This window comes from Nocardiopsis sp. N85 (assembly GCF_028882275.1).
GTDB classification, from domain to species: domain Bacteria; phylum Actinomycetota; class Actinomycetes; order Streptosporangiales; family Streptosporangiaceae; genus Nocardiopsis; species Nocardiopsis lambiniae.
Genome location: NZ_JARBUT010000003.1, coordinates 179,380 through 197,986, shown reverse-complemented (window position 1 = coordinate 197,986; position 18,607 = coordinate 179,380). Strand labels below are relative to the sequence as shown.

Genomic DNA, 18,607 nt, shown 5'->3' with positions numbered 1-18,607 from the left:
TGGGCCATGGTGTATCTGGATCACGCTGCCACGACCGAGGTCCGCCCCGAGGTGGTCGCCGACGTGGCGGCCGGGCTCGGCGCCCTCGGCAACCCGTCCTCCCTGCACGGTCACGGCCGCGCCGCCCGTCGCACGGTCGAGGAATCCCGCGAACGCGTCGCCGAGGCCCTCGGGTCCACCCCGCACGAGGTGGTCTTCACGGCGGGCGGCACCGAGTCGGACAACATCGCGATCAAGGGCCTGTACTGGTCGCGCAACGCCGAGGACCCGCGCCGAAGACGCGTCATCACCAGTGCGGTCGAACACCACGCCGCCCTGGACCCCGCCCACTGGACGGCCGAGCACCAGGGCGCGATCCACGAGACGCTGCCCGTGGACGCCCTGGGCCGGGTACGCCCGGAGACCCTCCGCGAGGCGATCGAGCGCGACCCCGACTCCGTCGCCGTGGTGTCGGTCATGTGGGCCAACAACGAGGTCGGCACGGTACAGCCGATCGTCGAACTGGCCGCCGTCGCCGCCGAGCACGGCATCCCCTTCCACACCGACGCCGTGCAGGCGGTGGGCGTGGAACCGATCGATTTCGCCGCCTCGGGGGTGAGCGCCCTCACGGTCAGCGGGCACAAACTCGGCGGTCCGGTGGGCACGGGGGCTCTCGTGCTGGCGCGCGGACTGACCCCGGTGCCGATCCTGCACGGTGGCGGTCAGGAACGCGACATCCGTTCGGGGACCCTGGCCACACCGCTGGTGCTCGGCCTGGCCACCGCCGTCCACCTGGCGGTCATCGAGCGTGAGAAGCACGTGGGGCACCTGAGGGGCCTGCGCGACTCCCTGGAGGAGCGGGTGCGCGCCGTGGTCCCCGACGTCGTGGTCAACGGCGACCCGCGCGGGCGGCTGCCGGGCATCGCGCACCTGTCGTTCCCCGGCTGCGAGGGCGACTCCCTCCTCATGCTCCTGGACGCCAAGGGCGTCTCCTGCTCCACCGGCTCGGCCTGCTCGGCCGGGGTCGCCCAGCCCAGTCACGTGCTGCTGGCGATGGGCGCGGACACCGACACCGCCTCCAGCAGCCTGCGTCTGTCCCTGGGGCGCACCTCCACGGAGGCCGACGTCGACGCCCTGGTCGAGGTGATCGGCCCGGCCGTGGAACGCTCCCGCGCCGCCCTGGCCAAGCGGCGGCGCGGGTAGCGGCGGTCACCCGCCGAGGATCCCGGCTATCCGGCGCGGTGGACGGTGACCGACTCGATCACCACGTCCTCCGCTGGTTTGTCGTTGGGACCGGTGGCCACCGTGGAGATCTCCTCGACCACGGCCATCGACGCGTCGTCGGCGACGTACCCGAAGATCGTGTGCTTGTCCTCCAGGTGCGGCGTCGGCTCGACCGTGATGAAGAACTGCGAACCGTTGGTGCCCGGACCGGAGTTGGCCATGGCCAGCACACCCGGCTCGTCGAAGGTCTCGCCGGTGCCGACCTCGTCCTGGAACCGGTAACCGGGGCCGCCGGTGCCGACGCCCTCCGGGTCCCCGCCCTGGATCATGAAGCCGGGGATGACCCGGTGGAAGATCGTGCCGTCGTAGAACTCCGGCGCCCCGGTGACCGGGTTGGCCGGTCCGGCGCCCTCGGCGAGCCCGACGAAGTTGGCGACCGTGACCGGCGCGACGTCGGACAACAGGTCCACCGTGATGTCGCCGCGGTCGGTGTGCAGGGTGGCGCCCTCCACGTCGCTGACGTCCACGTCCGGGACCTCGGCGCCGTCCGGTGCGGGGGCGGAGTCCGTGGCGCCCGGGTCGGCGGCGGTGCCGTCGTCGCCGCAGGCGGTGGCCGTGAGGAGGAGGACTCCGGTCACGAGGGTCGTGGTCAGGGTGGACAGGCGCATGTGATCACTCTCAGGACGGGACGGCGGGGCGCCACTCAGGCTACCGACCCGCCGTCCCCGCCCGTCACCCGCGCCCCGTCAGGGCCGCGTCTCCTCCGGTCCGTCCTCTTCGCGGCGTTCGGCCTGCTCACGCGCGCGGCGACGCTGTTCCTCGGCGCGCTCCCGGCAGCGGCGCAGGAATTCCTCGTCGTCCTCCGGGGTCACGCCCCGGGCCCGGTTGGGGTGGTCGTATTCGGGGAAGGGGGAGGGCGGACGCACGGGACCGGCCTCGACCCGCCGCGGCCGACCCAGGGCGAACCACAGCAACGCCCCCAGCTTGGGCAGCAGCAGGACGATCACCGCCCAGGCGGGTTTGGGCAGCAGCCGTACGGCGTCGGCATCGGATCCGATGACGTCGAACAGCGCGTACACCCAGACGGCGAGCGCCACGATGAAGAACATCAGGTAGAGGTAGGCCACGGGATCTTCCTGTTTTCGGGGGAGCGTTCGGCGTGCCGGGTGGCATTGTCAGACCTTGTACTGACTTATCACGGATCGCCGCACTCCATCGGTCGCTTGACCGGGCACCCCGCTCCGGGAGAGGCTCGACCCACGGGGCCGTGCGGTGTCGATCCCAAGGAGGTTCGGCCCCACCGGGCGACGGGAGAGGATGATGGGCGTGAACACTGTATTGCCCTCGGCGGTATGGCTCCCCTTCGGCGAGCGGATCCTCCGGGCCCGCTCCGACAAAGGACTCTCGCGCGCCGAACTCGCCGCCACGGTCGGGGTGAGCGACGACAAGATCGGCGAGGTGGAGAGCGCCCGCTGCCGGCCGGCCCGCTCCCTCGTCGAACGGGTGGACACCGCGCTGGGAACCGACCACCAGCTGGTCGACGCCTGGGCGGTCGCCCTCCAGGCGGAGGCGTTCCCCAACGAGTTCGGGGACCTGCGCGAACTCACCGTCCACGCTCCGGAGGTGTGGGAGACCCAACCCGTGGTCATCCCGCCCTTCCTGCGCACCCGAGAGTACTCGTGGGCGGTGCTGCGCCCCAGCTACTTCGACCTCTCCGACACCGAGGTCGAGGCCATGGTGGAGGAGGAGATGGCCCTGAGGGCCGCGATGACCGGCCCCGAGGGGCCCTCGCTGCGCGTGGTCCTCAACGAGACCGTGCTCCGCCGCCCCCAGGGCGGCGCCGACGTCCTCAACGCCCAACGCGACTTCCTCGCCGACCTGGTGGCGGCGGGCATCGTCCGGTTGGGCATGATCCCCGAGAAGTCGCCCCGGCACCCGGAACTGGGCGGCCCCTTCCGGCTCATGGAGTACGGGGACCGGGCGCCCATCGTGTACGCCTTCGCCGCCCAGGGCGGTGAGCTGATCACCGACCCCGAGCAGGTCACGCGGTGCTCCATGGTCCGCGACGCCATCGAGGAGGTCACCGTGGAACTCACCCCCGACTCGGAGGTCCTCACCGCGCGGTGGCCCGAGGGCTGATCCCGGGGCCGCGTTCCCGCCCGCGGGCCTTGGGGTGGGGTCCCCTCATGGGCTAGGTTGCCGGCCATGGATATCGCGATCACATCCGGATACGTCGTACCCGTCGAGGGAGACCCCATCGACGGCGGCACCGTTCTCATCTCCGACGGCAGGATCACCGCGGTCGGGCCGGACGGCCGGGTCACCGTTCCCGAGGGCGCCACCGTCGTCGACGCCTCCGGCAAGTGGGTCCTCCCCGGCTTCGTCGAGGCCCACGGGCACATCGGCATCGACGAGGAGGGCATCGGCTGGGCCGGTGACGACACCAACGAGATGACCGACCCCAACGGCGCCCGCATGCGCGCCCTGGACGCCATCAACCCCGCCGACCGGGGCTTCGTCGACGCCCTGTCCGGCGGCGTCACCAGCTCGGTGGTCAAGCCCGGATCGGGCAACCCCATCGGCGGGCAGACGGTCGCCATCAAATGCTGGGGCCGCAGTATCGAGGACCGGCTCATCAAACAGCCCGCCAGCGTCAAGAGCGCGCTCGGCGAGAACCCCAAGCGGGTCTACGGCAACAAGGACAAGCTGCCCTCCACCCGCCAGGGCGTGGCCGCCGTCATCCGGGACGCCTTCACCAAGGCCCAGGACTACAAGGCCAAGCGGGCGCAGGCCGAGGCCGAGGACAAGCCCTTCGACCGGGACAACACCCTGGAGGTGCTGGTCCGGGTCCTGGACGGTGAGCTCCCCTGGTGCCAGCACACCCACCGGGCCGACGACATCCACACCGCCATCCGACTGGCGGACGAGTTCGGGTACCGGTTGATCGTCAACCACTGCACCGAGGGCCACCTGCTGGCCGACGAACTGGCCGCCCGGAACATCCCCGTCATCACCGGTCCGCTGATGACCAACCGGTCCAAGGTCGAGGTCAACAACAAGACCCTGGCCAATCCGGGCATCCTGGACCGGGCCGGGGTGAAGGTGGCCCTCACCACCGACCATCCGGTCGTGCCCATCGAGTTCCTGATCCACCAGGCCACCCTGTGCGTGAAGGAGGGCATGGACCCGGTGTCGGCGATCCGCGCCCTCACCGTGAACCCGGCCGAGATCATGGGCCTGTCCGACCGCGTCGGCTCCCTCAAGCCGGGACTGGACGGCGACGTCGTCGTGTGGTCCGGCGACCCGCTCGACGTGATGAGCCGCGCCGAACGGGTGTTCATCGAGGGCCGCGAGGTCTACACCTACGACTACGAGGCCCGCTGCGGGGTCGCCGTCGACGCCTATTACCGCGAGTCGTGAGGTGGGGCCGGGCCCGGACCGCCTCGCGCGGTCCGGGCCTCAGGCCGTGACCCTGGCCCTCAGGGCGGGAAACGAGGTGGTCGTGGCCGACGATCCACGGTGATGCACCGATGTGCGGGCAGGGTCCTCGGAAGGAGTGTGGAATCGGTCGGGACGACGGAGCCCCCGACCCGCTCCGGGAGGACACCATGACCACCCACGACGCCGCCGCGCTCGCCGCCGACCGGTACCGCGCAGACACGGAGAGGGCCGCCGCACGGGAGCGCGAGGCGCGCCGGATCCGCGACGAGCGCGGCGGGGCCGCGGTCCCGCGGCGCGCCGGCCGTGCCGGGGCGCGGGATCGGGGCGACCCGACATCACCCACGACCTCGCCGTGTAGGTCCCCGGTGCGGAAGGGCGGACGGTGCGTCGCGCGGGGCACCGCCCGCCGCACGACACACGAGGCGCGATCGGCGGGGAGGGCCGCCCACGGTCGTCCCCGGGCCCCCGAGGGGCCGTCGACCCCTCCTCGAACCCGGAGGGCCGGCCTTCGTGACCGCGCTCAGTCCGTGAGGGAGATCCGGCGGAAGGGGAGGTCGCCGAAGACGGTCCCACCCTCACCGGCCGCCATCACGGTGACCCGCTCCGACTCCAACCGCTTCCGGACCGACTCCGCGTCGGTCTCCGCAGGGAACGGCGTCAGGACGATCGGCGCGCCCGCGGCCATCGGCCCGAGCAGGAGTTCGGCGCCCTGACCGAGCGAGCGCAGCGGCTCGTCGGAGGCCGCGAACAACGCCATCCGGTCGGCGTCGGTCAACCCCCACCGCTCCGCGCGGGACCGGGCGTCGGCGACCAGGTCCGCACCCGAACGGTCCGCGTCCACGCGCAGCGCCGGCGTCCCCGGGTCCACCGGGTAGGGGGAGAAACGGTCGCCGTGGGCGCGCACCTCCACCGAGTAGTCCTGCACCATCGGCGGCACCTCCCGCAGCGGCAGCCCCAACGGGTGCAACGAGGTGCCCACGACCTCCTCGGCGCCGCTGTCCAGGGCGGCCTCCAACCGATCGGCGTCGGCCACCGCGACCAGGGCGCCCTCGGGCAGGTCCGGTCCGGTGGCGATCTCGGCGATCGCCCCGACCGACCAGCACGCCGTCAGCCACACCAGGGACTGCCAGTGCACCGGCAGGGCCAGGACCACCCGGTCGCCCGGCTGCGCCCCGAACCCGTCCACCAGCATGTTCGCGGTCTTGGACACCCAGTTGTCGAACGTGGCCCGGGACAACTCCACCCGGCCGCCGGAGGCGTCGTAGGAGGTCGTGAACGGGCGGGCGGGATCGGCGGCGACCAGGTCGCGCCACAGCTGCGCGGGAGTTTCGGACATGGCCCACACTCTAGATGTTCCGCTCTGAGAGCTGGGGACACGGGAGGCGGGAGGGCCGCCGATCACGGAGCGGAACCCCGAGGCGGCGGGTCCGTAACGAACCCCCGCAGGGTGTGCGTCGGGGTGACGGGAAGTGACACAGTGGCCTCATGCGTTTGCCTCCCGGACGATTCCTCGCCCGTGTCACCGCGCTGCCCGCGATCGCCGTCTCGGCCTGGCTCCTGGTTGCCTTCCCCCTTCTGGCACTCGGCCTGTTCACCCCCTGGATCGCCCTGATCCTCGGGGCCCCCGCCGTGATCGCGGCCGGTGCGCTGGTGCCGCGGCTCATCCCGGACCCCGACGAGGACGTGCCCTGGTGGCCCGTCCTCCTGGTCCTGGTCATCACGGTCGCCTTCGCCGTCGTGCAGATCGCCTACCACGCCGAGGCCCTGGTCATCCGCCGCGACCCCGCCTCCTACGCCATGTACACGGTGTGGATCGCCGAGAACGGGTACCTGCCGATCCCGCAGCAGCGCGACCTCATCGCCGGGAACGACCCCGCGCTGAGCTACCAGAGCCTGGCCCACTACGAACGCGGCGACGCCATCTGGCCCCAGTTCATGGCGGGCGCCCCCCTCATCACCGCCATCGGGTACTGGATCGGAGGGCTCGACGGCATGCTCGTCGTCACCCCGATCCTGGGCGCGCTGGGCGTGCTCACCTTCGCCGGGCTCACCGCCCGACTGGTCGGCGCCCGCTGGGCCCCCCTGGCCGCCCTGGTCCTGGCCCTGTGCCTGCCCCAGCAGTGGGTGAGTCGGTTCACCTACAGCGAGCCCGTCACCCAGATCCTCCTGCTCGGCGGGCTGGTCCTCGCCTACGACTCCCTGGTCCGGCGCACGCACATCTCCGACCGCTGGTCGCGGGACCGGACCCTGGCGGGCATCGCCGGCCTGGTGCTCGGTCTGTCGCTGGTGGTGCGCGTCGACGCGATCCGCGACCTGTTGCCCGTCGTGGGGTTCATCGCCCTGCTCCTGCTCGCCCGACGCGGGCAGGCGCTGCCCCTGCTGGGCGGCCTGGCACTGGGCGTCGGCCTGGGCCTGTACGCCGGGTACGGCCTGTCCCTGCCCTATCTGGAGTACCTGTCGGACTCCCTCGATCCGCTGCTGATGATCAGCGGCGGTGTCGTCCTCGCCGCCGTCATCGGTACCGCGGCCCTGTGGCGGTACGGGCCGCCGCACACGGACCGGGTGCGGTGGCTGCCCAACACGGTCGCCGCCCTGGCCCTGCTCACCATGGTCGGCTTCGCGATCCGCCCCCTCCTCTGGCCCGACCACGGCCACGGCAGCGACTTCACCGACGGCTGGGTCGCCTATGTCCAGTCCCGGGAGGGCCTGCCCGTCGAGGGCAGCCGCACCTACTACGACATGAGCCTGTACTGGGTGGGCTGGTACGTGGGGCTGGGCACCGTCCTGTTCGCCTCGCTGGGCGTGGCCCTCGTGCTGCGCCGCCTCACGTCGTGGCGCGACCCCCAGTGGCTCCTGCCCGCCATGCTGCTGGTGTGGTCGGTGTCCACCACCCTGATGCGCCCCGCCATCACCCCCGACCACCCGTGGGCCAGCCGCCGTCTCATCGTCCTGGTGATCCCCGCGTTCGTGCTGTTCGCGGTCTGGTTCCTGGCCTGGCTCACCCGCTACTGCGCCATCGCCGTGCGCGCGGAGAGGGACGCCTCGCCGGTCCGCGCTCTGCCGGTGGTGGTCGCCGCCGGCGCGGCCGTGGCGATGATCGGCCCCACCGCCATCACCTCCTTCGCCGGGATCATGGGGTACCGGCAGGACGTGGGGACCGTGGCGGCCACCGAACGCCTGTGCGCCGCGTTACCCGACGACGCCTCGGTGATCGTCGTCGACCCCGGGATGGCGGGCAACTACATGCCGCTGCTGCGCAACGTCTGCGGTGTGCCCACCGCCGCCCTGAACGACGCGACACCGGAGAACGTCGACCGCGTCGTCGCGGGGATCCACCAGCGGGACCGTACCGCCGTGCTCGCCTCCGAGGACTGGGACCAGCTGACCTCCCTGGCCCCCGAGAGCGAACCGGACCGCCCCTTCCACGTGGTCGCGCAGATGGATCCGAGTACGCTCATGGCACCCCCCACCGGTCATTGGAGCTTCGTCGGGAGCGTGTGGATCACGGTCGTCCCCGACCCCTGATCCCGGCCCCCGTCCCATCCCCGTCCCCACCCGCTGAAGAGAACGTATGAGCCAGACACACGACGACGCCCGATTCCGCTCCGAGGCCCGCCCGTCGCCCACCACCCCCGACGGAGAGCCCTCGGCTCCGGTACCCCCCTCTGCCGAGGCCGCCGACCCACCGGTGCGGGTCACCATCGTCCTGCCCTGCTACAACGAAGAGGACCACGTCGTCGACGAGGTCAAGCGCATCTGCGCGGCCATGGACGCGTCCGACTACGGGTACGAACTGCTGGCCGTCGACGACGCCTCCACCGACGGCACCCTGGAACGGCTCCGTGAGGCCGCCCCCGCCCACCCGCACATGCGGATCATCGCGTTCGGCCACAACGGCGGTTCCGGGACGGTCCGCCGCATCGGCAGCCAGCGGGCCCGCGGCGAGTTCGTGGTGTGGACCGACGCCGACATGAGCTATCCCAACGAACGCATCCCCGAACTCGTCGCCATGCTCGAAGAGGACCCGGAGATCGACCAGGTGGTGGGGGCCCGCACCCAGGAGATGGGCAGCCACAAGGCGCTGCGGGTGCCCGCCAAGTGGATCATCCGCAAGATCGCCGAACGCCTCACCAACACCCGCATCCCGGACCTCAACTCCGGCCTGCGCGTGTTCCGCCGTGACGTCGCCCGCCCCTACCTGCGGCTGCTGCCGCCCGGGTTCTCCTGCGTCACCACCATCACGCTGGCGTTCCTGTCCAACCAGCACCCGGTGCGGTACGTGCCCATCGAGTACGCCAAGCGGGCGGGGAAGTCGAAGTTCCACTTCGTCGGCGACGCCTACCGCTACATCCTCCAGGTGCTCCGCATGGTCATGTACTTCAACCCGCTCAAGGTGCTGATGCCCCCGGCGCTCACCCTGTTGGGCGTCGGCGTCGCCAAGTTCGTGTTCGACCAGGTGCGCAACCCGCTGTACATGCCCAACAACACCGTCATGATCCTCATGACGGGGCTGATCATCGCCGCGCTCGCCCTCTTGGCCGACCTCATCGTGCGCTCCCGGAACGGGGCGTGAGCACCGTGCGGGTCGCCCTGGTGGGCCCGGCCCACCCGTACAAGGGCGGCGGCGCCCGGCACACCACCGAACTCGCGCACCGGCTCCGGGCGGCCGGTCACCCGACCGTGGTCGAGTCGTGGCGGGCCCAGTACCCGGCGGCGCTCTACCCCGGGACGCAGACCGTCGACGAGCCCGAGGGGGAGCCCTACCCCGACACCCGTCGCGACCTGGCCTGGTACCGACCGGACGGATGGTGGCGGATCGGGCGGCGGCTGGCCCGGGAGAACGACCTGGTGGTACTCACCCTGTTCTCACCCGTGCAGGTGCCCGCCTACCTCGGGGTGCTGGCGGGGGCGCGGTCGGCGGGCGGTGAACGCACCCGGGTCGTGGCACTGTGCCACAACGTGCTGCCGCACGAGCGTCGTGCCGTGGACGTGTCGCTGGTCCGGGCGCTGCTGCGGCGGGTGGACGGGGTGCTCGCCCACTCCCACGAGCAGGCCGGCCTGGCGGAGGGGATGCGCGGTGCCGGGTTCGACGCCCCCGTCACCGCGGCGCTGCCCCCGCACCTGCCCGCCACCGGGGCCGTCGTCCCCCCGGCGCCGGGAGAGCGCCGGAACCTGCTCTTCCTGGGCATCGTCCGCCCCTACAAGGGCGTCGACGTCCTGCTGCGGGCCCTGGCGGCCGGGGCGCCGGACGACGTGACCCTCACCGTCGCCGGGGAGTTCTGGGGCGGGACCGCGGAGCAGGCGGCGCTGGCCGGGGAGCTGGGACTGGCCGACCGGGTGCGGCTGCGCGACGGGTACGTGCCCGCCGAGGAACTGCCCGGGCTGTACGCGGCGGCCGACGCCGTGGTGCTGCCCTACCGGACCGCCACGGCCAGCCAGAACGTGTGGCTGGCCCACGAGCACGGAGTGCCGGTCATCGCGACCCGGGCCGGCGCCCTCGCCGACCACGTTCGCGAGGACGTCGACGGCCTGCTGTGCGCCCCGGGCGACGTGGACGACCTGGCCCGCGCGCTCGACCGCTTCTACGCCCCCGGCGCTCCCGAACGGCTCCGCGCCGGGGTGCGCCCGGTCGACCCGGAACCCTTCTGGGCCGACTACGTCGACCGTCTGCTGACGGCCTGAGCCCGGGAGCCGCGCCGTCCACCGCGCGGCTCCCGGGCCCCGACCGGGTTCCTCAGAAAGGCGGGTCGTCGGTCCAGCCCATCTCCTCGTAGAGGGTGTACCCCACCACGTCTCCGGGCTCGCTCCAGTCGGACTCCGACTCGGCGGGCTCGACCACGACCTGTTCAAGGGAGAGCAGGCCGCCCGTCTCGGAGTCGAAGAGGATCCGCTCCTCGAACGTGCCCCTTGCGGTGGGGGAGAGCGTGTAGGCCACGCCAACGGCGTCCCGACCGGAGAGGTCCGTCACCCCTCCGAGCGCCCGGACACCGGGAAGCCCGGCCAGGACGGTGTACATGCCTGCTCTGACCTCGGGGGGGTAGGGGAGGGACAGGGCACCGCTGACGTACGAGAAGCGCCGTGCCCCCTCATCCGCGTACCCGTTCTCCGCCATCACCGCGTACTCGTTGTCGAGATGGTCCTGGTGGGCCGAGTTCTCCGCTTCGGTCTCCGGAACGGAGAACAGCATCTCCTCCAACAGCTCGGGGTCGGAGGGTAGCGACCGGAGGTCGGGGTGTTCCACGGTTCCGAGTCCGAAACCCCACCCCCCCGGCTGAGGACCTGTGATCTCCCCGTCCTCCTCCTGTGTGGGGATCTCCACACGTCCGGTCTCGGAATCGTGCGGCCAGTACTCGGGGGAGCCGTCGCGTTCCCACGCGGCCCGGTGGTCCTCGTCCACCAGGGCCCAGGTCGTCTCATTGGTCCGCTGGGCGCTCAGCCCTGACTCCTCGCCTTCGAAGTCGTTCGTGTCGATGTCGTATTCACCCGTCCAGCTCCACTCCTCGGTGCGGTAAACGCGGTACACCCCGTACCGGTCGTCCTCGGGGCCCACACCCCAGGCCTGCGCCCAGGTGAGGCGCTGATGCCAGACGTCGCCGTCGACGGGCCGGGACCGGGCCGCCTCGATGACCGGGGCCATCACCTCCCGGACCGAACCGCCCACCTCGCTCTCAGAGGGGTCGGTCGCCGGGCCCACGGTGACCGTGCCCGGACCGGGGAACACCACCAGCGCCAGGAACAGGGCGGCCGCGGCGACCGCCGCGACACCGCTCAGCACCACTGGCAGTGTGCGCGGTCGACGCACCGGCCGCGATTTCCTGCGGCCCGGACGCCAGCCGGTCGACAGGGCCAGCTCGTCGGGGGAACGCTCCGGGATCTCGGACCTCATGGTCCGCAGGTGATCGAGCTCGTTCACCGGTCTTCCTCCTCGCGGGTCGTGGTGGACGTGGGCAGGGCGGTGCGCAGGCGCTTGCGTGCGCGGTGCAACCGGGAGCGCACGGTGCCCACCGGGATGCCCAGGACCGAGGCGACCTCCTCGTAGGTCAGCTCACCCCAGGCGATCAGCAGCAGGACGTCGCGATCGCCCTTGGACAGCCGGGCCAGGGCACCGGCCAGGGACGCCGACACCGACGCAGCGTCCACCCGCTCGCCGACCCGGTCGGCGTGCCCCTCCAGGACCGGGTCCACGCCGGTCCGAGCCAGGGCGCGGTAATGGCGGGTCTCGGCGCGGTGGTGACCGCGGACCAGGTTGGCGGCGATCCGCCACAGCCACGGCCTCGCGTCTGGGTACGCCGGGTCGTAGCGGTGCCGTTCGCGGAAGGCGACGTGGAAGGTCTCGGCGACCACGTCGTCCGCGTCGGCCCGACCGAGCCTGCGGACCACGTAGCGGTGCAGCGCGGGGGCGTGCCGGCGGAAGATCTCACCGAAGTCGGTGGGATCGTCCAGCGACCGGAGGACGACCGATGCGTCGCTCCCCGCTTCTTCGGGCACACGTGCCCGGGAGGCGGCAGGGGACATGAGGGTCCAATCGGTGGGGGACTACGAACGCTTCCACCCGTACTAGACCGATCCCCGGGATCGGGTTCACACCGCTTCCGGGCGCGACCCCTCCGGCGCGGCCGACCGGCCCTCGAACCGGGTCGACAACACCGACAACCCCGCCCATGCCACATCGGCGAACGTCATGACCAGACGCGACAGCACCGCCACGACCAGGGCCGCGCCCGCGTCCACCACCGGGGCCAACGCCACCACCAGCACCGCCTCGCGTACGCCCAGCCCGGCCGGCGCGAACACCACCAGCAGCCCCAGCGTCCACGCCAGAGCGTAGGCGCCCACCGCCGGCGCCAGGGAGGCCCACGGGTCTGCGCCCACCGCCCAGGTCAACACCCACACGTGCAGGCCCAGCGGCACCCACGCCACCAGGGTCCACCCGAGCGCCGTCGCCATCGCCCGCCCGCCGATGTCGAGCGGACCGGCCTCCGCCACCTCTCGGAACCGGGCGAACGGACGGGCCACCAGGCGCACGCCCCACCGCACGACGCGCGGGTGCAGGCCCGCGAGCAGCAGCGGGGCCAGGGCCAACGCCCACCACCAGGTCCGGGCCGCCTCCACCGACGACAGCGGCAACGCCACCCCCGCCACCGCCAGGCCGGCGGCCACCGTCACACCCACCGCCAGCAGGGTCGCCGCGGTCCCCCGCACCCGGGGCACGTCCCGGTCGCGGGCCAGCTCCACCTGGGCCACGAACGCCCACACCGACCCCGGCAGGTACTTGCCGAGCTGGCCGACGAACATCACCCGGGCCGCCACCGGCACCGACAACGGCGATCCCAGACCCGCCAACAGGGCCCGCCAGGCGAGCATCTGCGCGGTCAACCCGACCATGCCGGAGAGCACCGCCACCGGCAGCGTCCACAGGGGCAGCGCCGAAGCGGCGTCGCGCGCCTGCTCCCAGTGCCCGCGCAACGCCCACCCGGCGCACGCGCACACCAGGACCACCAACGCGAACCGCACCCAGGGGTCACGGCGCAGCCGAGAGAGCACCCGGTCCCTCCTCACATCTCCTCCGCCGACCTTACGCCGTCCTCCCGGACGCCCGGCGTGACCGCGTCGTCACGGCGGGGCCGGGGCGGTGGGATCGGGGCGACGCGGCCGACGGGCCCGGAACCCCCGGGGCGTAGGGTGCCCCCTATGACCGGTGCGAACGAATCCGACCCCGCCCCGACCCCGTCCGCCATGCGTCGGGCCCTGGCCCGGGCCCGGGACGGCAAGACCCTCGACGTCGCCGAGGCGGAGGTGCTCCTGCACGCCCGCGGCGAGGACCTGGACACCCTCCTGGGGTACGCCGAACGGGTCCGCGACGCGGGCCTGGAGGCGGCCGGCCGGCCCGGCGTCGTGACCTACAGCCGCAAGGTGTTCGTCCCCCTGACCCGCCTGTGCCGCGACCGCTGTCACTACTGCACGTTCGCCACCGTGCCCGGGCGGCTGCCGGCCCCGTTCCTGTCCCCCGACGAGGTCCTGGACATCGCCCGCCGGGGTGCCGAGACGGGCTGCAAGGAGGTCCTCATCACCCTCGGGGACCGACCCGAGGACCGGTGGAAGCAGGCCGCCGAATGGCTCGACGCCCACGGATACGACGACACCCTGTCCTACGTCCGCGCCGTGGCCATCATGATCCTCGAAGAGACCGGACTCCTGCCGCACCTCAACCCCGGGGTGCTCACCTGGGCCGACTTCCAGCGCCTCAAGCCCGTCGCCCCGTCCATGGGCATGATGCTGGAGACCACCTCTCGGCGGCTGTTCACCGAGAAGGGCCAGGCCCACTACGGCAGCCCCGACAAGGACCCCGCCGTCCGCCTGCGCGCCCTGGAGGACGCGGGCCGCTCCAGCGTCCCCTTCACCACCGGCATCCTCCTGGGCATCGGCGAGACCCTCGCGGACCGGGCCGAGTCCATCTTCGCGATGCGCTCCGTCGCCCGCCGCCACGGCGGGATCCAGGAGATCATCGTCCAGAACTTCCGCGCCAAGCCGGACACCCCGATGATGCACCGGCCCGACGCCGAGCTCGACGAGATGGCCGCCACCATCGCCGTCACCCGGCTGATCACGGGCCCCAAGGCGCACATCCAGGCCCCACCGAACCTCATCGACGGTGAGCACGGCGGCCGTGACGAGTACGCCCTCATGCTGCGCGCCGGGATCGACGACTGGGGCGGGGTCTCCCCGCTCACCGCCGACCACGTCAACCCCGAACGCCCCTGGCCCCAGATCGAGGACCTGGCCGCCCGCAGCGCCGCCCAGGGGTTCACCCTCAAGGAGCGGCTCACCGTCTACCCCGAGTACATCCGTGCCGGGGAGCCCTGGCTCGACCCCCGCCTGCGGGCGCACGTCGAGGCCCTGGTGGACCCGGAGACCGGCCTGGCCCGCGAGGACGCGCCCCTGGTGGGCCGTCCCTGGCAGGAACCCGAGGCGGTCCTCGCGCCCACCGGGCGCACCGACCTGTACACGGCCGTCGACACGGAGGGGCGTACCGGGGACCGTCGCGGCGACTTCGACTCGGTCTACGGCGACTGGGAGTCGCTGCGCGAGGGCGTCGACCGCGACGGCGCGCTGCCCCGCCGGTTCGACCCGCGGATCGCCGAGGCCCTGCGCGCCGCCGAGAAGGACCCGGCGGGGCTCTCCGACGAGCAGGCCCTGGCCCTGCTGCACGCCGACGGGCCCGAAATGGAGGCCCTGGCGGACCTGGCCGACGGGATCCGACACGACGCGGTCGGAGACGACGTCACGTTCGTGGTCACCAGGAACATCAACTTCACCAACGTCTGCTACGCCGGCTGCCGGTTCTGCGCGTTCGCCCAGCGCCGCACCGACGCCGACGCCTACACCCTCTCCCTCGACCAGGTCGCCGACCGTGCCGAGGAGGCGTGGAAGGCGGGCGCCACCGAGGTGTGCATGCAGGGCGGGATCCACCCGGACCTGCCGGGCACCGCCTACTTCGACATCGCCGCCGCCGTTCGCGAGCGCGTTCCGGACATGCACGTCCACGCGTTCAGCCCGATGGAGGTGGTCAACGGGGCGGCGCGCACGAACCTGCCGATCCGCGAGTGGTTGACCCGAGCGCGCGAGGCCGGTCTGGGGTCGATCCCGGGTACCGCCGCCGAGATCCTCGACGACGAGATCCGCTGGGTCCTCACCAAGGGCAAGCTCCCGGCGAGCGAGTGGATCGAGGTCATCACCACCGCCCACGACCTGGGCATCCCCACCACGTCCACGATGATGTACGGGCACGTGGACTCGCCCCACCACTGGGTGGCGCACATCAAACTGCTGCGCTCGCTCCAGGAGCGCTCCCTGGAGCGCAACGGGCGGCCGGGGTTCACCGAGTTCGTGCCGCTGCCGTTCGTGCACACCAACGCGCCCATCTACCTGGCGGGCCTGGCCCGTACGGGGCCCACGGTCCGCGAGAACCGGGCGTTGCACGCGCTGGCCCGCCTGCTGTTGCACGGATCGATCGACAACATCCAGTGCTCCTGGGTCAAACTCGCCGAGGACACCTGCCGCCACCTGCTGCGCGGCGGTGTCAACGACGTGGGCGGCACCCTGATGGAGGAGACCATCAGCCGCATGGCGGGTTCGGGACAGGGGTCGTACAAGACCATCAGCGACATCCGCGCCCTGGTGGAGCCCACCGGTCGGCCGCTGCGCCAGCGCACCACCCTCTACGGTGAGGCCTCCGCGGAGCGCCGCCGCGTGGCCGAGGCCAGCGACGGCGTCGCCCCGAGCATCCTGCGCAGATCCCTGCCCCTCGTCTGAGAGGGTCCGACCTCGGGGCGGCCGTGTCCGCCTCGGACCCGGAGGAGGTCGAAAGGCACGCCCCGCCGTGGCGCCGAGGGTGGTCCGAAGCCGGGAACGGCGAAGGGGCGGGAGCACCGTGATGGTGCCCCCGCCCCTCCCCTCAGGGCCGCGCGGAGCGGGTCCGGGGGCCGGCGGGCCCCCGCGCGCGGCCGGGGGTCAGCAGGCCCCCCGGTCGATCCAGACGCCCCACTCGCCGGTGGTGCCCGGCTGGTCGCCCTGCGTCCACCAGCGCGCCTCGTACTCGCGGCCGTCGTGGCTCACCCGGTTCCCGCCGGTGTAGACGCTCTGGGCGTTCCAGGCCGGTGCGGTGCAGTCGCCCGGCTCGCCGTCGCCCGGCTCGCCGTCGCCCGGACCCCCGTCACCGGGCCCGCCGTCGTCGGGACCGTCCACCACGGTCCCCTCGCGCGGGTGGTCGTAGGTGATGGCGTACTCGGTGCCGCCCACCTCGACCCGCCAGTTGGAGGGCTGGGCGATGGGCAGACGCCAGTTGAGGTTGAACGTGAACGTCCCGCCGGCCGGGATCGACTGCCAGCCCGGAACGGTGATCCGCGCCCGGTGGAAGTCGCCGTCCAGGCCGCCGATGTTGTTCGCCCGGGAGTGCCCGATCTGGAGGTGGGTGAGACCCAGCCCCGACTGGTCGCCCATGTTGCCCGGCGCGGAGGTGCCGTAGTCGAAGGTGATCTTCGAGCCACCCGGGATCTCGGCGGCCGAGTTGTTGGTGATGGTCACCTTGGGGTTGATGGGGTAGTTGTTGTCGCCCAGGGCGAACTCGTGGAATTCCACGTCCACGTCCAGGACCTCGGCCGGGGCCTCGGTCTCGGCCTTGCGGGCGCCGTAGGGGCCGGCGTCGCTCAGGGTCTCGTGCAGCGAGGTGATGAGCGTGTCGCCCATGACGTACTGCCCGGCGTCCTCGTCGTAGGCGTAGTCGCCCGCCATCTCCCAGATCATGATGCCGCCCAGACCGGTGTCGGCCACGTAGTCGGCCTTGGCCTGGATGGTTCGATCGGCGTCACCGGACAGGAAGGTGCGCGTCTCGGCGTTCCACCACCACTCGTTCTTCGTGACGTCGTCCCAGTGCCGCTCGTAGGTTCCGACGATCCCGTCGTCCACCCCGTAGTCGTCCACGTAGTCGCCGACCACGCCGTTCTCCAGGTTGAGGACGTGCCACATCGGGTTGGCCCCCGCCGGGATCTCGCCACCGGTCACCGGGTCGCTGTCGTGCCACAGGTTGTCGATGCCGTCGGCCCCGTTGCCGCAGGGGGTGTTGACGCCGGTGCCCGGCAGGCACCGTGTCTGGTTCGGTAGCGCGGAGGTGCCCCACAGTCCGTCGGTGCCGCCCTGGACGTCCTTCCAGCCGCGCGTGTAGAAGGGCACGCCCAGGTTGATCCGGCCCGCCTGCATGGCGCCCCGGAAGTAGTGGTGGGCCCAGTCGGCGTTGAGGTAGCCGATGCCGTTGTAGGCCCCGTACACCGCGCTCAACTCGGGGTCCAGGCCGCTGTCGTACAGCGCCCCGTTGTGGCCGACGAAGTGGTTCCAGGTGCCGTGCAGGTCGTAGGACATCATGTTGACGAAGTCCAGGTACTGCACGACCTGGTGCACCTCCTGGCCGCGCAGTAGCCAACCCGAGGCGGGGACGGCCGCGGTGAGCTGGTAGTACGTGCCGTCCTCGGCGGAGGCCTCGTCGAGCTTCTCGCGCAGGACCCGCATCAGCTCCTCGTAGCCCTCCCACAGCAGGCCGCGCCGGGCGTCGGAGATCCAGAAGTCGTCGGGACTGCCCGCGCCGTTGTTGGAGGTGGCGTACTCGTAGTCGATGTCGAGCCCGTCGAACCCGTATTCGCGCACGAACTCCACGGCCGAGTCGGCGAACGTCTCGATGCCCGCGTGGTCGACCCCCGTCGAGGTCGTCGTCATCGAGTAGAACCCGCCGCTGTCCACCCGCTCGCCATCGGGCCCGAAGTAACCGCCGGTCTCGGCCCAACCGCCGACCGCGACCAGGGTCTTCACCCCGGGGTGGTCCTTCTTGAACGTGTTGAGCAGGTTGAAGTGGCCCTCGTAGTCGAACTCCGGGTCCGGCGTCAGGCCGTCCCAGGTCATCCCGGTGGCCGGGTTGTCGGGGGTGTCGGCGCCCACGGACACGCGGTCGTCCGGGCCCACGTGCGCGAAGGCGTAGTTGATGTGGGAGATCCGGTCCCAGGGGATGTCGTCGACCAGGTACTCGGGTTGCCCGTTGGAGCCGTTGCGCCAGCTGGTGAAGTAGCCGATGACCCGTCGGTCGAGGTCGTTGGGCAGCTTCTCGCGGCCGTCGGTGTCGTAGACGTCGCAGTAGGGGACGTCCACGCCGGGGGTCGGGTACAGGCCGTCGGGTCGGCACTCGGCGTCGGTGGAGGCGACGGGCTCGGCCGGTGCGGCGTGCGCGACCGCGGGCGTGAACAGCGCCCCGGCGGCCAGTGCCAGGGTGGCGAGGGCCGCTCCGAGGGAGCGGGCCCGGCGTGCGGGCCCACCGCGGGGTCGGGTGTCGGACATGGGACCTTCCTCGTTGTTCTCGGGGGATGCGTCGGGCCCGGGTGAGGGCACGACAGAGGACCCCGCCGGCACGGGGGCCGGGGGG

Annotated in this window: 14 protein-coding genes; 7 read left to right on the top strand and 7 right to left on the bottom strand. The window is 72.2% G+C overall.

From position 1 onward, the window contains the following. Positions 1–6 precede the first annotated feature (6 nt). Complete coding sequence (locus PWG71_RS06605; protein WP_274808638.1) at positions 7–1,182, top strand: cysteine desulfurase family protein; 1,176 nt, start codon at positions 7–9, stop codon at positions 1,180–1,182. 26 nt (positions 1,183–1,208) lie between these two features. On the opposite strand, the gene PWG71_RS06600 is transcribed toward PWG71_RS06605, so the two are convergent. Together PWG71_RS06600 and PWG71_RS06595 are read right to left on the bottom strand one after the other, a co-directional pair. After that, entirely contained in the window at positions 1,209–1,871 is a 663-nt protein-coding gene (locus PWG71_RS06600; RefSeq protein WP_274808637.1) for a peptidylprolyl isomerase, read from the bottom strand. 78 nt (positions 1,872–1,949) lie between these two features. Further along, entirely contained in the window at positions 1,950–2,330 is a 381-nt protein-coding gene (locus PWG71_RS06595) for a PLDc N-terminal domain-containing protein (protein WP_342455941.1), read from the bottom strand. Positions 2,331–2,523: 193 nt separating this feature from the next. Here PWG71_RS06595 and PWG71_RS06590 point away from each other — a divergent pair, with 193 nt between their 5' ends. Both PWG71_RS06590 and PWG71_RS06585 read left to right on the top strand, forming a co-directional pair. Continuing rightward, entirely contained in the window at positions 2,524–3,342 is an 819-nt protein-coding gene (locus tag PWG71_RS06590) for a helix-turn-helix domain-containing protein (RefSeq protein WP_274808636.1), read from the top strand. Between the two features lie 66 nt (positions 3,343–3,408). Continuing rightward, positions 3,409–4,623, top strand: coding sequence for an amidohydrolase (locus PWG71_RS06585; RefSeq protein WP_274808635.1), 1,215 nt, complete (start codon positions 3,409–3,411; stop codon positions 4,621–4,623). A gap of 541 nt (positions 4,624–5,164) precedes the next feature. Here PWG71_RS06585 and PWG71_RS06580 read toward each other — a convergent pair. Then, positions 5,165–5,980, bottom strand: coding sequence for a TIGR03089 family protein (locus PWG71_RS06580; protein WP_274808634.1), 816 nt, complete (start codon positions 5,978–5,980; stop codon positions 5,165–5,167). A 149-nt stretch (positions 5,981–6,129) separates the two neighbouring features. On the opposite strand from PWG71_RS06580, the gene PWG71_RS06575 reads away from it, so the two are divergent. From PWG71_RS06575 to PWG71_RS06565, 3 genes are read left to right on the top strand one after another with little or no spacing between them, the layout of a single operon-like run. Continuing rightward, a complete protein-coding gene (locus PWG71_RS06575) occupies positions 6,130–8,169 on the top strand; it encodes a hypothetical protein (RefSeq protein ID WP_274808633.1) in 2,040 nt (679 codons plus the stop codon). A gap of 46 nt (positions 8,170–8,215) precedes the next feature. Next, positions 8,216–9,217, top strand: a complete 1,002-nt coding sequence (locus PWG71_RS06570; RefSeq protein WP_274808632.1) for a glycosyltransferase family 2 protein — start codon at positions 8,216–8,218, stop codon at positions 9,215–9,217. 5 nt (positions 9,218–9,222) lie between these two features. After that, positions 9,223–10,326, top strand: coding sequence for a glycosyltransferase family 4 protein (locus PWG71_RS06565; protein ID WP_274808790.1), 1,104 nt, complete (start codon positions 9,223–9,225; stop codon positions 10,324–10,326). Between the two features lie 52 nt (positions 10,327–10,378). Here PWG71_RS06565 and PWG71_RS06560 read toward each other — a convergent pair whose 3' ends face one another. From PWG71_RS06560 to PWG71_RS06550, 3 genes are all read right to left on the bottom strand, one after another. Then, positions 10,379–11,557 (bottom strand): CU044_5270 family protein, encoded by a 1,179-nt coding sequence (locus PWG71_RS06560; protein WP_274808631.1) that lies wholly within the window; start codon positions 11,555–11,557, stop codon positions 10,379–10,381. Beyond that, positions 11,554–12,159 (bottom strand): RNA polymerase sigma factor, encoded by a 606-nt coding sequence (locus PWG71_RS06555; RefSeq protein WP_274808630.1) that lies wholly within the window; start codon positions 12,157–12,159, stop codon positions 11,554–11,556. The genes PWG71_RS06560 and PWG71_RS06555 overlap by 4 nt, the downstream gene beginning before the upstream one ends. A gap of 66 nt (positions 12,160–12,225) precedes the next feature. Further along, positions 12,226–13,188 (bottom strand): lysylphosphatidylglycerol synthase domain-containing protein, encoded by a 963-nt coding sequence (locus PWG71_RS06550; protein WP_274808629.1) that lies wholly within the window; start codon positions 13,186–13,188, stop codon positions 12,226–12,228. A 147-nt stretch (positions 13,189–13,335) separates the two neighbouring features. On the opposite strand from PWG71_RS06550, the gene PWG71_RS06545 reads away from it, so the two are divergent. Then, positions 13,336–15,957, top strand: a complete 2,622-nt coding sequence (locus PWG71_RS06545) for a bifunctional FO biosynthesis protein CofGH (RefSeq protein WP_274808628.1) — start codon at positions 13,336–13,338, stop codon at positions 15,955–15,957. 198 nt (positions 15,958–16,155) lie between these two features. Here PWG71_RS06545 and PWG71_RS06540 read toward each other — a convergent pair whose 3' ends face one another. Continuing rightward, positions 16,156–18,522, bottom strand: a complete 2,367-nt coding sequence (locus PWG71_RS06540; protein ID WP_274808627.1) for a chitinase C-terminal domain-containing protein — start codon at positions 18,520–18,522, stop codon at positions 16,156–16,158. Positions 18,523–18,607 lie beyond the last annotated feature (85 nt).

Bases quoted from the DNA above. Each gene is read 5' to 3' on its own strand.
- PWG71_RS06545 (WP_274808628.1), top strand. From the start codon at position 13,336: ATGACCGGTGCGAACGAATCCGACCCCGCCCCGACCCCGTCCGCCATG.
- PWG71_RS06555 (WP_274808630.1), bottom strand. From the start codon at position 12,159: ATGTCCCCTGCCGCCTCCCGGGCACGTGTGCCCGAAGAAGCGGGGAGC.
- PWG71_RS06590 (WP_274808636.1), top strand. From the start codon at position 2,524: ATGGGCGTGAACACTGTATTGCCCTCGGCGGTATGGCTCCCCTTCGGC.
- PWG71_RS06600 (WP_274808637.1), bottom strand. From the start codon at position 1,871: ATGCGCCTGTCCACCCTGACCACGACCCTCGTGACCGGAGTCCTCCTC.
- PWG71_RS06575 (WP_274808633.1), top strand. From the start codon at position 6,130: ATGCGTTTGCCTCCCGGACGATTCCTCGCCCGTGTCACCGCGCTGCCC.
- PWG71_RS06570 (WP_274808632.1), top strand. From the start codon at position 8,216: ATGAGCCAGACACACGACGACGCCCGATTCCGCTCCGAGGCCCGCCCG.
- PWG71_RS06540 (WP_274808627.1), bottom strand. From the start codon at position 18,522: ATGTCCGACACCCGACCCCGCGGTGGGCCCGCACGCCGGGCCCGCTCC.
- PWG71_RS06585 (WP_274808635.1), top strand. From the start codon at position 3,409: ATGGATATCGCGATCACATCCGGATACGTCGTACCCGTCGAGGGAGAC.
- PWG71_RS06580 (WP_274808634.1), bottom strand. From the start codon at position 5,980: ATGTCCGAAACTCCCGCGCAGCTGTGGCGCGACCTGGTCGCCGCCGAT.
- PWG71_RS06605 (WP_274808638.1), top strand. From the start codon at position 7: ATGGTGTATCTGGATCACGCTGCCACGACCGAGGTCCGCCCCGAGGTG.